13 protein-coding genes are annotated in these 13,077 nt (G+C 51.4%); 5 read left to right on the forward strand and 8 right to left on the reverse strand.

Annotated features, from left to right (window positions below):
• Positions 1-72 precede the first annotated feature (72 nt).
• Positions 73-624 (forward strand): DUF1599 domain-containing protein, encoded by a 552-nt coding sequence (locus tag P2H89_RS10475; protein WP_275826677.1) that lies wholly within the window; start codon positions 73-75, stop codon positions 622-624.
• Positions 625-645: 21 nt separating this feature from the next.
• Here the strand turns inward: P2H89_RS10475 and P2H89_RS10480 are convergent, their stop codons facing one another.
• From P2H89_RS10480 to P2H89_RS10490, 3 genes are read right to left on the reverse strand one after another with little or no spacing between them, the layout of a single operon-like run.
• Positions 646-1,392 (reverse strand): LytTR family DNA-binding domain-containing protein, encoded by a 747-nt coding sequence (locus P2H89_RS10480; RefSeq protein WP_275826678.1) that lies wholly within the window; start codon positions 1,390-1,392, stop codon positions 646-648.
• The gene (locus P2H89_RS10485; protein ID WP_275826679.1) at positions 1,389-3,077 is read right to left on the reverse strand and encodes a histidine kinase; all 1,689 of its coding nucleotides are present in this window, start codon (positions 3,075-3,077) and stop codon (positions 1,389-1,391) included. The genes P2H89_RS10480 and P2H89_RS10485 overlap by 4 nt, the downstream gene beginning before the upstream one ends.
• Positions 3,074-4,327 (reverse strand): transglutaminase domain-containing protein, encoded by a 1,254-nt coding sequence (locus P2H89_RS10490; protein ID WP_275826680.1) that lies wholly within the window; start codon positions 4,325-4,327, stop codon positions 3,074-3,076. The genes P2H89_RS10485 and P2H89_RS10490 overlap by 4 nt, the downstream gene beginning before the upstream one ends.
• A gap of 197 nt (positions 4,328-4,524) precedes the next feature.
• On the opposite strand from P2H89_RS10490, the gene P2H89_RS10495 reads away from it, so the two are divergent.
• The 3 genes from P2H89_RS10495 to P2H89_RS10505 all read left to right on the forward strand — a co-directional run bounded on the left by P2H89_RS10495 (position 4,525) and on the right by P2H89_RS10505 (position 8,663).
• Positions 4,525-5,703, forward strand: a complete 1,179-nt coding sequence (locus tag P2H89_RS10495; RefSeq protein ID WP_275826682.1) for a BT_3928 family protein — start codon at positions 4,525-4,527, stop codon at positions 5,701-5,703.
• A gap of 9 nt (positions 5,704-5,712) precedes the next feature.
• On the forward strand, positions 5,713-6,762 hold the full coding sequence (locus P2H89_RS10500) for an ABC transporter permease (protein ID WP_275826683.1): 1,050 nt from the start codon (positions 5,713-5,715) through the stop codon (positions 6,760-6,762).
• A 68-nt stretch (positions 6,763-6,830) separates the two neighbouring features.
• A complete protein-coding gene (locus P2H89_RS10505) occupies positions 6,831-8,663 on the forward strand; it encodes a gliding motility-associated C-terminal domain-containing protein (protein WP_275826684.1) in 1,833 nt (610 codons plus the stop codon).
• Between the two features lie 2 nt (positions 8,664-8,665).
• Here P2H89_RS10505 and P2H89_RS10510 read toward each other — a convergent pair whose 3' ends face one another.
• The 4 genes from P2H89_RS10510 to P2H89_RS10525 all read right to left on the reverse strand — a co-directional run bounded on the left by P2H89_RS10510 (position 8,666) and on the right by P2H89_RS10525 (position 11,120).
• On the reverse strand, positions 8,666-8,947 hold the full coding sequence (locus tag P2H89_RS10510) for a DUF721 domain-containing protein (RefSeq protein ID WP_275826685.1): 282 nt from the start codon (positions 8,945-8,947) through the stop codon (positions 8,666-8,668).
• Positions 8,948-8,972: 25 nt separating this feature from the next.
• Positions 8,973-9,317 (reverse strand): hypothetical protein, encoded by a 345-nt coding sequence (locus P2H89_RS10515; protein ID WP_275826686.1) that lies wholly within the window; start codon positions 9,315-9,317, stop codon positions 8,973-8,975.
• 91 nt (positions 9,318-9,408) lie between these two features.
• Positions 9,409-10,491, reverse strand: coding sequence for a DNA replication and repair protein RecF (gene recF / locus P2H89_RS10520; protein ID WP_275826688.1), 1,083 nt, complete (start codon positions 10,489-10,491; stop codon positions 9,409-9,411).
• 23 nt (positions 10,492-10,514) lie between these two features.
• Complete coding sequence (locus tag P2H89_RS10525) at positions 10,515-11,120, reverse strand: tRNA-(ms[2]io[6]A)-hydroxylase (RefSeq protein WP_275826689.1); 606 nt, start codon at positions 11,118-11,120, stop codon at positions 10,515-10,517.
• A gap of 139 nt (positions 11,121-11,259) precedes the next feature.
• Here P2H89_RS10525 and P2H89_RS10530 point away from each other — a divergent pair, with 139 nt between their 5' ends.
• A complete protein-coding gene (locus tag P2H89_RS10530; RefSeq protein ID WP_275826690.1) occupies positions 11,260-12,378 on the forward strand; it encodes an 8-amino-7-oxononanoate synthase in 1,119 nt (372 codons plus the stop codon).
• Here the strand turns inward: P2H89_RS10530 and P2H89_RS10535 are convergent.
• A complete protein-coding gene (locus P2H89_RS10535) occupies positions 12,350-12,835 on the reverse strand; it encodes a cupin domain-containing protein (protein ID WP_275826691.1) in 486 nt (161 codons plus the stop codon). The genes P2H89_RS10530 and P2H89_RS10535 overlap by 29 nt on opposite strands.
• Positions 12,836-13,077: the final 242 nt, after the last annotated feature.

A 13,077-nucleotide genomic window follows, 5' to 3' on the forward strand; every position in this document is an offset into this window, starting at 1 on the left:
AATCTTTGTTCGCTATTTTTGACGCCTTAAAGATAACAAGAAGCAGCATACAAGCCTCTGGCAAAGCGCATTATGAGCAATACCATACAACAATACGACGCGGCAATACAATCCTGCAGGGATATCTTCCTCAAAAAAACCAAAGATTACGGAACATCTTGGCGGGTATTGAGGCCCATCTCCATCGTGGACCAGATCTTCATCAAGGCCCAGCGCATCCGCACTATCCAGGAAAAAAAGACACAGAAGATAGGAGACGATATCGCCGGCGAATTCAAAGGCATGGTCAATTATGGCGTCATTGGGTTAATACAGCTCGAATTGCAGAAAAGCACGGCGGAAGACCTGCCGGTGGCAGAAGTAGAAAGATTGTATTCGGAGAAGATCGCTTTTACCAAAGCAACGATGCTCGATAAGAACCACGACTACGGAGAAGCCTGGCGCGAAATGAGCCAGGAAAGCTTTGCCGACCTCATCCTGGTAAAACTGTTGCGCATCCGCCAGATACTGGCCAACGACGGCAAAACCCTCATCAGCGAGGGAATCGATGCCAACTATGTTGACATCATCAACTATTCCGTATTCGCCCTCATACTTATCGAAGAAGGAAAACACAAGGGATAAAGCGGTCAACCATCACGATACTTACAATTTGAGAGCTGTAATCACCAGCTCTTTTTTATTGCGTGAAACCGGCACCTGGTGCCCGTTGTCGAGCAACAGGTAGCCGCCATCTTCCTTAACCCAACTCTTCACAAAACGCCGGTTCACGAGGTGCGATTGATGACACCGGAAGAACCCGTAATCCCGCAGCAACTCTTCATATTCAAAGATGGGACGCGAAGAGGTGAGCTTTTCCCCGTCGGAGAGAAAGATAGCAGTATAGTTGTTCGATGATTCACACCGTACGATCTCGGCCGTACGGATAAAACGGGTTTCCCGCAAGGTGGTAATGGCAATACGATGCTCTTCTTTACCGGCCTGCAGCAATTGCAGCAGGTTCTCCAGCTGCAGGTTCTTTTGCTTGTCCCGCACCCGCACCCAGACCCGGCCAACCGCCGCCTGTAGCTCATCGATGTTGACGGGCTTCAGCAAGTAATCGACCGCCGCAAAACGCACAGCCTGCACCGCATACTGATCATAAGCCGTTACAAAGATCACCTCGCATACCTGCGCGGGCAGTTCCTTCAACAGATCGAAGCCGCTTTTCCCCGGCATTTGAATGTCGAGGAAAAGCAGGTCGGGCCGGTGTTGCAGCAAAAGCTGTTTGCCGTCTGTCGCATTGAGCGCCGTGTCCACTACCTCCACGCCCGCACAATAGGTCTTCAGCAATTGTTCCAGGTTGATCAGGTTGTTCTTCTCATCGTCGATCAAAATAGCCTTCAGGTTCATGCCAGCCAGTTTTTAAAAAGGATTGTTACCGTAGAGCCCGGTTGGGCCACACCGTTTATAGACAACACGATCTGCTCACTGCCGGCCATCTCATTGAAAAGCCGTATCCGGTCGCGCGTAAGCTTCAAACCAAAGCCATTGACCGGCTGTTGCGCATCGAAACCGGCACCGTTGTCGGTGATGCGGATCGTCAGGTCTCTGCCCTGCGATAGCACATCGATACGCACCTTGCCTTTATCCCCTAAGTTGGAAATACCATGCTTCACCGCATTCTCCACCAGGGGCTGCAGCAGGAGGGAAGGTACGTCAACGTTCGCAAGCGGGAAATCGGGATCCCAATGAATAGCATATTCAAAATTAAAGCGCAGCTTTTCCAGCCTCAGGTATGTATCGATCGTTTGTAATTCCCGCTGCAGGGGGATCAGTGGTCGTTCACTATCCGCCAGCGATTGCCGCACCAGGCTGCCAAAATCGGCCAGGTATTGATTGGCCCCTTTGATATCGTTGTTGTTGATGAGCCCCTGGATAGAGGAGAGGGCATTGAAAGTAAAATGAGGGTTCAGTTGCGCATACACCGACTTCAAACCCTGCTCGGCCCGTTCTTTTTTCTCCTGCTCGGCAAGGGTGCGCCGGCGTTGCCGGCGCAATGTAAATCCAAGAACAATGAACCCCATAAAGGCCAGCAACAACAAAGCGCCGATGGCCTTGAACCACCAGGTCTGGTACCAGGCAGCCTGTACCCTGAAAGGGAAGGCCAGCACCAGGTCGGGCAGTCTTTTATAGCGCACTTCCAGCACCTGGTCGCCAGGTTCTGGATGTTCGATCCAGATATAGCTGTTGGGCGCTTTGTTGCCTGTCCAATTTATAACCGTCCGGCCATTGCGGAGAAGGCGGTATTCAAAAACATTCTTTTTATACACCATGGCGCGCAACTGGAAAATAAGGCCGCTTTCATTGGGCGGCACGATCCACTGATTAGGCGTCCGGGCCGCCGTATCCAGTTTTTCCCCTTCCGAAGGCCCCATCAGCGTCGACAATAAACTTTCGCCCATCGGATTGTCAGACGAATGGCTCAGCATCATCGCAGTGTATTGATTTACGGTATAAACACCGCTGAGCAGGGGCCTGGCAGCCACCCACCGCACTACCGAAGTAATGAATGGCGCCGCTGCCCCCTTGCGCCTTAATTCTACCGATAGATAGTTACCAAATTGGGTAGAAAAACCTCCCAGGACCCCAAACTTGGCGCGGAAGAAATTCAATTGAAAGTTGGCCTCCACGAATGTCGTTACCTCGCCCCAGGGCTTGATCACTTTGGTACCATTTTCCACCACCCGGAACTCATACAAAGCTGCATTATTACTGAAGATGCCCGGCGCCAGGAAATATACATCCCCGGAGTCGTAAGTATACAATTGCTGCCCGCTGGTGGTCAATTGCGATCGAAAACGATAATCGCTGAAAGAAACATCAAAGGGCGTATTGCCCGTATGGCGGCTGATGCCATAATTAGGAAGCGCACTGATAATAACCGGCACCGAATCGGATCCGTCACCGAGGTAAGTAGTAGAGTAATTATCCCAGGCCGGTTCGCCGGAGTCGGAAGCACTGAATTTGAAACCAACCTGCGCCGGAGTCATTAACCAGCTGCAGAATAATACTATAAGGAGGATGATCTTTTTCATAGCGGTTTTTGCCAGAATAGGGCGGGGTTATTCGTGTTATAAAATTGGTACGTGGTGCCGCTGGGCGCCTTGGTGTTGGATCGGCTATCCGGTTTTTGTTTGAAGTAATCCAGCGGCATTAATTGGATGTACTGAATGGTTTTGCCAGCGGCAGGGCGTTCCATATCATACGCACTATTCACCGGGCACTGCAGCATGTAAAGGTTCTTCGCCATGTACTGGTATAGGTATTGTTCTTTGGTGGCCGACACCCGGTGGTTCCAGTTGGCCGTCGGATTCAGGATCAGCGGCCTGCCGGCAATCAATCGCTCCCGCACTTCATCGATGCCCAGCAACACTCCTTGTTCATTCATCACATAAGCATCCTGCGTAGGATCGGTCCATACCCATTTCTGCAGCGAAGGCACCCATACTACATTGATGACATGGCAATCGGGATCGACACCCAAACTGTCCTTCGGCAGGCAGGTCACCAGGCGCGACGCAAAACCCATCGACAGGTAACATTCGTTCAGCACGGTTGCAAGGCCCCTGCAATTTAAGCCCCGGCCTTCTTTCCGGCAAACACCGATCAGGTCCATCGCATTCTTCACAGGCGGGTTCTCGTGATTACCATCGTGCGGAATGAGTTCGTGCACCCAGTGCAACAAGTTCAGCACCTTCGAAACATCGCTACCCGCCCCGGCGATAGAGTCGAGGCGAAAACCCTTCCGCAAAGCTACCAACTGGCTATCGCTCGCCGGCTGAAAGGTAAAAGCAGGTAGTGGCCGCTGATCATGAAGATCGTAAGCCGCTCCACGTCGGAGAATGTACAGATAGTCGCCCGTTGCCCGCAAAGGCTGCAGCAATTGTGCAAACCGCGGTTCCTTGCGCAGTACGTCGAGGTCAGCATCTTTCATCATATGCGAATAATTCACATACCCTGCCCGGATGGCCTGCTCCAGTTGATCCAGGGCCGGCTTTTTTTGCCCCAGCAAAGCGTAAGCGCAACTTAAATTATAGTGGCCATTGGCCAGATGTTGTTTGTACGCGCGCCGCGAAACGTCGGGCTGCGAAGCATACCGTGTAATAAAACTGTCCAGTACACGATGATACCGGTTCACATCACGCTGTTCGTACAATTGCACAAACAGTTTTTGCTGTTGTCCGGCATAAACGGCAAATTCTCCCTGCCCGGGCTCCTGCGCTTTCAGGGCTGGGCCGGCGATCAAACATAAGAGCAGCCAGATAATGATCCTTTTACATATCATATGCGTTGGGGTTTGGTGAAGGAATAATTCATTGACCCCTGCAAATTGTTCAATTTAAAAAGGCGCGGGGAACCCGTTGTGAATAGGGTAGGCGCCATTGTGAATCATGACGCCCCCTTTTTGAATTACCCATTTGGCAGCCCGCAAATTATCCCGTAACCCTTATCTTGCAGTCCTTACAAGTCATCTGCTCTATTATGAAATACTTCCTCAACGTAGCCAGGATCATCGTAGGCGTACTCTTTATCTTTTCCGGACTGGTCAAGGCCAACGACCCGCTCGGATTGAGTTATAAAATGCAGGAGTTCTTCGAGATCTGGGGCTGGGGTTTCCTGGACAATTATACCCTGGCATTTTCGATCGCGATGAATGCCTTCGAGATCATTGCCGGTGTAGCCATATTGGTAGGATGGCAGATGCGCTTGTTCAGCTGGCTGCTCCTGCTGTTGATTGTGTTTTTCACCTTCCTCACCGGGTACGCCCTGTTCTCGGGTAAAGTAAGGGAATGCGGCTGCTTTGGCGATTGCATCCCCCTCACGGCCGATCAGTCGTTTATGAAAGACATCTTCCTGCTGGTACTCATCGGGGTCATCTTCCTCTACCGGAACAAGATCAAATCGGCCGTACCTGTTCGGGCCAGTATCGTGGTACTGTTCTTTACCACCATATTCTCATTCGCCCTGCAGTGGTACGTGTTGCAGCACCTGCCCATCGTAGACTGCCTGCCTTACAAGAAAGGCAATAACATCACCGAAAAGATGAAAGTGCCTGCCGGCGCCATACCCGACAGTACCGTTATCAGTTTCGTCTATAACAAGGAAGGAAAAGAGCTGGAGTTCACCGCCGATAAATTCCCCGATGACTTCGACGACTCTCTGTATAAGTTTGTGAAGCGATATGATAAGGTAGTCCGTAAAGGTAATGCCACCCCGAAGATCAAGGACTTTGCCCTGCAAACCTTTTACCAGAACGATACCACGCAGGCCCTGCTGCACGAAGACCGCTACCAGCTTTACCTCTTCCTCAAGAACGACTATAACAAAGGCAACTGGCCGCAGGTCCTGGAAACCATCCTGCAAAGCGCCACCCAAAAGAATATCCGCGGATTCCTCGTAACCAGCATTCCCATAGAGGAAATATTCAGCGACAAAGCGCCCGCGGTCTTCAGCCAGTTATTACCGCTGCGTTGCGATCCGGTGGCCATTAAAACAGCCGCCCGCGCCAACCCAACGCTTTTCCTCGTAAAGAACGGCACCATTCTCCACAAATGGAGCTATGCCGACCTCGAGAAAGCGCTGCCGGTCGTATTGACACTGCCCGCCAACGCCGCCGCAACCGCCGCAGCCGACACAACAACACCAGCCACCAAACAATAACCCAACTGCTTGATCAAGTACTTCACCAAACGAATGCTCTACGGACTCCTGGTAATGCTGGGCGTGGTAGTGCTGGTATTCTTCCTGTTCCAGGGCTTTGGCGATCCGTCGCGGCTCATCCTGGGGCAAAGCGCCGATGCCGCCACCCGCGATAACATCCGCAAGGAGCTGTACCTCGATCAGCCAGTTTGGAAACAGTTTGGCCTTTACCTCAACGACGTATCACCCATAGCTATCCATACACGACAGGAAATAAAGAAGAAACAGCTCAAGGGCTGGTTTGTGGGAGGGGATACTAAGCTGGGATTGAAAATACCTTACCTGCGGCGTTCGTATCAAACCAAGAAAGATGTGTGGCAGGTGCTGATGGAAGCGCTGCCGGGCACCTTCGTACTCGCGCTGGCTGCCATACTCATCGCTATTGCCCTGGGCATCCCCCTGGGCGTCATCGCAGCCGTGAAAAAAGATACCTGGATGGATACCTCCGCCATCTTCACCAGCGTACTGGGCATTTCGGCGCCTTCCTTCTTCATGGGCATCATCATCGCCTATGTGTTCGGGTTTCTGCTCAGTGATGTAACCGGACTCAATATGACCGGCACCCTGTTCGACAATACACCGCCCGGCTGGCACCGCGAACTGCAGTTGAAGAACCTGATACTGCCGGCGTTCACACTCGGCATCAGACCACTGGCCATCATTACACAGCTCACCCGTGGCTCCATGCTCGATGTACTGAACCAGGATTATATCCGGACGGCCTATGCAAAAGGATTATCGAAGAGAACGGTCATCTGGAAACATGCACTGCGCAATGCGCTCAACCCGGTCATCACTGCCATCACCGGATGGTTTGCCGAACTATTGGCAGGCGCCTTCTTTGTGGAGTATATCTTTGGCTGGAAGGGGATCGGCAAAGTGACGGTAGACGCGCTCGAAAAACTTGACTTCCCCGTGGTAATGGGATCGGTACTCATCACCTCGTTTTTCTTCATTCTCGTCAATATCCTCGCCGATATACTCTATGGCGTGGTGGATCCACGCGTAAGGCTGCAATAATTCCCATGCTGCGCATAAGGGTTATCCGGGGTTGAAGTGTTATAGCTGAAAGGCCATTCGCCACCCGGATGAAACCAGTTGTACATGCCATGTTGTCTTTGTCACTGCTCCTCTCTGTAACCGCTGGTGCACAGATCATAAAAACTATTGCCGGTACGCCCGGCGTGCAGGGCAATACCGGTAATGGAGTTCCGGCTGTAGATGCCGTATTTCACGGACCTTATTCCATGGCTACAGATGATGCGGGCAATATCTACCTGGCCGACTATGCGCTGATCAGGAAGATAGATAAGAACGGCATTATCCGTACGATTGCCGGTACCGGCGTGCCTGGTAATAGCGGCGATGGGGGATTGGCTATCGCTGCGAAGGTGGATGCTGGTTGCATTGCCGTTGACAAAGCAGGGAATATTTATTTTACCGGTGGGGTCAATGGTGTAATACGGAAAATAGCTCCTTCGGGTATCATCACTACCATCGCCGGCAATGGTAGTGTGGGGTTTAGTGGTGATGGCGGGCCGGCCACAGCCGCTCAACTGTCGCCGGGGCATATGGTGGTGGATGATGCGGGCAATATCTATGTATCGGATTATCATAATGGTCGCATCAGGAAGATCAATACAGCTGGCATCATTACCACCATCGCCGGCAATGGCGTGAGGGACACAGGTGACGAAACCGGACCAGCCACCACTATTCCCATCATTCCTTATGGATTGGCCCTTGATATTTCAGGGAACTTATATGTGTCGGACAACAATAGCCGTGTACGAAAGATCGATAAGGCTGGCATCATTACTACAATTGCCGGCGCTGGCATCCATGGGTACCGTGGCGATGGCGGTCCTGCTACGGAAGCATGGCTCAATGTGCCCCTTGGAATAGACGTGGACGAAGCCGGCAATATATATATTGCAGATGCAGCAAACCACCGGATCAGGATGATCAATACGGCAGGTATCATCAGTACCATTGCCGGTACCGGTGTAGAAGGACATCGTGGGGATGGCGGGCAGGCTGTGGCAGCTCAAATTTCCTATCCTGTTGATGTAGTGGTAGACAGGGATGAAGCGGTATATTTTCCAGACTATGATTATTTTACCCTTCGTAAGGTCAGTGCCTGCCCATTTATGCTTAAACCATCACTTACGATCGCCCCCTCCATGCTTAGTCCCTGTTCAGGCCTTCCTGTTACGTTTACAGCAAGCCTTATCAACGGAGGCAATGCCCCCTGCTACCAATGGAAAGTAAATGGCATCAATACCGGCACCAATAGTTCCCGGTTTGTAACCAATACGCTGAAGGATGGCGATGTGGTAAGTTGTATGCTGGCAGACAGCATTGATTGTGTCATCCCAGCATTCTCAAACAGCCTGCACATGCACGTCCGGACTTCTCCCACGATCGTATTGAATCCAGAAGTAACTATTCTTCCTGGACAAACAGCGACTTTAAAGCCTGGCATCACCGGTGTCATCAATGCCTGGCAGTGGACACCTGCCACCCGGTTGAGCGATCCTGCGATTGCCAATCCCGTAGCATCGCCGCTTACCACCACTACCTACCAGCTAAAAGTAATGTCTGATGAAGGATGTGAAGCGACAGCGCAAACGACGGTAATAGTGTACCGAAAAATACAAATGCCCACAGCCTTTACGCCCAACGGGGACTATAAAAATGAGCTATTCAAAATACCTGCGGGCACTACCTTCTCGCTCAAAAGTTTTACTATCTACAACAGGTGGGGAGAATTGGTTTTCAGAACAAACAATGTCCAGCAGGGGTGGGATGGAACACAAAAGGGAGTACCTGCCAATGCCGGCTTGTATGTGTATGCCATTGTAGGATCAGACCAGCAAAAGGAGGTGGTCTTCAGAGGCACTGTATTACTGATAAAATAGGATTACCTGATCACCACTTCTTTCACGGTGTTTTCACCCAGTACCTCGTTCACACGTTGTACGATGCTGTCTTTTTGGTAAAGCAATTCCTGCTTGAGGGCTGCAACATTGGTAGTAATGTATAAAGTGCTGCCGTAGATCTGAATTTTGTCGGTGTATTTGGCGATGGTCTTCCCCATGATCTTTTCCCATACGTCCTCGATCTGCAAAGCCTGCATAGATCCTTTGATGCGCGGATTCCGCATAAAATGTTTCAACGCATCACTCATTGAATATTCGCCCATGGGGTGCAAGTTAGTAAGAAATCGGCTACAACTTAAAGCGGGGATCGTTTTGCTGATAGGAATTCTGCCCGATAATAGAAAGGATCAGATCGCGGGGGCCATATTGCGGTCGCACGCAACTGATCAGGTTGTAGCCCGTTTCGCTCACCATCCATTCACGCGGGCACAACAACAGGCTGCTTTGCCGCGGCATCCTTTCCATTTCCAATGATTTTTTTAGTAGTTCGAGGGCATACAAACGCAGACCTTCTTTGTTGGCACTGATGGCCCCCGATTCTCCCGCTTCGTCCGAAGTATATGAAAAAAAAGCAACGCGGGGGTCGGTCGTCTCTTCCAGAAACGCAATAAGCGACTCAAGTGAATTAGTCATAAGCAATCGTCCTTTACCTGTATTCAATATACGTTTTTGCCGTCATAGTTAGACGGGTAAATCTACTTTTTCACTTCGATTTTTTACAGAATTATAGGCAAACCACCTGGTATGTATCGGTGAGATCGGAGAAATGGCGGTTGATCCTTTCTTCGTGGGTGTCGGTAATAAACAATTGGCCTTCGTTTTCCAAACAAACCTGCGACAGCAGGTTGTGCATGCGGTGTTCGTCGAGCTTCTCGAACACATCATCCAACAGCAGGAGGGGAGCAAACCCTTTGGCAGTCTTTAAGGCTTCAAACTCAGCCAGTTTGAGGGCAAACAACAAACTCTTTCGTTGCCCCTGCGAAGCGATCTGCTTAAAAGATTGCTGCTGAAAACGGATATCCAGATCGTCTTTGTGGATACCCGCAGTGGTTCTTTGCAACAAAATATCTTTTTCCCGGAAACGGAAAAACAGGTCAGCAAAGGAATACTGCAACAACTGGCTCTCGTACAGGATATCCAATTGCTCCTCCACGCCGGCGATCTGGTGGTAATATTTTTGAACGGAGGGAATGAATCCGGTCAGGAAATCCTTACGGCGATTGAAAACATAACTGCCGTAATGAACAAGCTGCTGGTCATATACATCGAGTAAACCCGTATCCTGTACTTTCCGGTCGGCGAGCGATTTCAGGAAACTATTGCGTTGTTGCAGCACGCGGTTGTAATCGATCAGTTGCAGCAGGTAGGTGGCATCCAGTTGCGACAACAAGGCGTCGAGGAAACGTCTTCGCTCTTCGCTACCACCGGTGATGATCTGGATATCGTCGGGCGCAATGATCACACAGGGCAGTTTACCGATATGCTGCGCCAGCTTCTCATAGGGCTCGTCATTAACGAGGAACTCCTTTTTACCCGTTTCCCGCAAAATACACACAACTTTCAGCGGCTCGCCCTGCACTGTAAAACGCGCCTCGATGCGAAAGCCGGCCGCACCGCGCAGCACATTCTGTCCGTCGCTGCGCGCAAAATAACTTTTCGTGAAACAGCAATAGTAAATTGCATCGAGCAGGTTGGTTTTGCCAACCCCGTTCTTGCCGGCAATACCAACAATACGGTGATCGAAAAGGAAAGAGGAATAGGAGTAGTTCTTGAATTGAACCAGCGATATGGAATCCAGCTTTAACAAGGCTGCAATATACACCCGAAAATCTAATGCATCCGGTCGCCCCGCACTTCCAGCTGCGTGATGATGTCGGCCTCGTAGTTCAGCCACTCCTGCCAGCGTTTACGCACAATGGCTTTCTCAATATAGGTTTCGGACAGCTCTATGAAGAGATGGTAATGTCCGGCTTCGCTTTCCATGAACCGGCGGTAGAATTTGCGCAGGTAAGGATCTTCCAACCCTTCGCTCAGTCGTTTGAAACGTTCGCAGCTGCGCGCCTCGATGAGGGCAAAGATGAGCAGCTTATCCAGGAAACGTTCTTCGGGCGAACCGCCCTTCTTTTCAAACTTCATCAGCTCGTTCACATACATGTCGCGGCGCTGTCGGCCCAGTTTCAAACCGCGCTTGTCCAGTTCGGCCAGCACCAGCCTGAAGTGACCCCATTCTTCCGTAACGATCGGCGACAGTTCCCGCACCAGTTTATCCTTTTCACTGTATCGCTGAATGAGAGAAATGCAACTGGTCGCAGCCTTCTGCTCGCAATACGCATGATCGGTAAGGATATCTTCGAGCGAGATCTCGGCCAGGTTTACCCACCGTGGATCGGTGGGCAGCTGCAAACCGAGAATATTCTTAACATCATTCGTTTCCATGCGCGCAAGTTAAAGAAAACCAGTCAACGGTCATCGCCCGGCCACTCACCGCCTGCGGGGATCGGCATTGGTAGCACCACCGGCCCCGTAGCCGGTCACCCGTAAAAAAAGCAGTAGCTTCGGGGTCGCAAATCCGATCATGAAAGAATCATTTCTCCATAAAAAGCTGGAAGAACGAAAAGCTGAACAGGCATACCGTACCCTGCGGCTGCCCGACGGCAAAGCCGATTTCTGTTCCAACGATTATCTCGGTATCATACACCAGGGGTTGATCGAAGCCAATACCACCGCTGCTGCCACACCTTTATTACATGGATCGGGAGGGTCGCGACTGCTGGCAGGCAATTACAGCAGGATAGAACAACTGGAGAAAATGCTGGCCACCTTCCATGAGGCGCCGGCCGGCCTGGCCTTTAACTCGGGCTACGACGCTAACCTTGGCTTATTGAGCTGTGTACCCCAGCGGGGCGATACCGTACTCTACGATACCCTGAGCCATGCTTCCCTGCGCGATGGTCTGCGGCTCAGTTTCGCCCAGGCATTTGCCTTTGAACACAACGACCTGCACGCGCTGGAGAAAAGATTACAGGCAGCCACCGGTAATATCTTTGTCGTGACCGAGTCGGTATTTTCAATGGATGGCGACCAGGCGCCCCTGGAGGCCATGGTGCGTTTGTGTAAGCAATATGAAGCAAACCTTATCGTAGACGAAGCCCATGCCACCGGCGTGATCGGCGAGCAAGGCGAAGGATTGGTGCAACACCTCGGCCTGCAGCAGGCCTGCTTTGCGCGTATCCATACTTTTGGTAAAGCGGTAGGCTGCCATGGGGCCGTTATTTTGGGCAGCGAAACCTTGCGACAGTTCCTCATCAACTTTTCCCGGCCCTTCATCTATACCACAGCCCTGCCCGAAAGCAGCGTGGCGGCGATCCAGACAGCCTATGGCCTGTTTCCCGCTATGCACAGCGCCCGCAAGCAATTGCAGCAACTGGTACAGTTGTTTCAGCAGGCATCCCTTCCATTCGAAAAGCTACGGTCCGACACGCCCATTCAGGTGGTCATCATACCCGGCAACGACCAGGTAAAGGCCATAGCAGGCCGGTTACAGGCTGCACACCTCGATGTGAGGCCCATCCTGTATCCTACGGTGCCAAAGGGGAGCGAAAGGTTAAGGATCGTACTGCATGCATTCAATACCGTCGACGAAGTCAATCAACTCATTCACCTCCTCACTGCTTCTGCTTCGCCGGCTCATTGACATAATAGGTCTCATTGGGTCCGATACCTTCCACCTGCAGGACGCAGGCTTCATTGAACCATTCATAATGCGGCTGATCCGCTTTGATGATGATAAAACTGCCAGGCCCGTACATAGTAACATTGCCCGTGGTATCCCATCGGTCACCCAGGCCCACGTGGGCAGTACCCTTGATCACGGTAACAAAAATATCTCCATTGTGAATATGTGGCAAGCCCCTATAGCCGGCGGGGAAAGTGCCGCGCTCTACGAAAAATCCGGGCTGATTGCGCATGCCTACCAGGTAAGTGTTCACCCGGCCGCTGGGCAGTGTAGTATCTCTGGCGTCGGGTACGATCATCGCAGCATCGGGAACTGCGGGAGCAGCGAGTTTTGCATTTTCGTGTGCGGCCTGGTCATTACAGGCCAGCCATGGAATGAGGAGCAATGCCATGACATGACAAGCTGATTTTTTCATAGCAAAACAATTTGAGGTGAGGAATATGAAAAGAACTACCTAAAAGGTACGAAAAAATCAGGGAATCAGTATGCGAACGGGAGGGCCGGCAGGAGAGGGGCCGCACAAAAGAAGGGCAAAGGCGCTACGAAAGCCGCAGGCACCGGCAGTCTTAATAGTACCCACCACAGCACTTTACAAAACCTGCGGTAGCTACCCGATCATGATGCAGGTTTGGTAATGCGTCGTTAGGGAATTTGCAA

The organism is Paraflavitalea sp. CAU 1676, from assembly GCF_029223285.1.
In the GTDB taxonomy this organism is placed as follows: Bacteria; Bacteroidota; Bacteroidia; order Chitinophagales; family Chitinophagaceae; genus Paraflavitalea.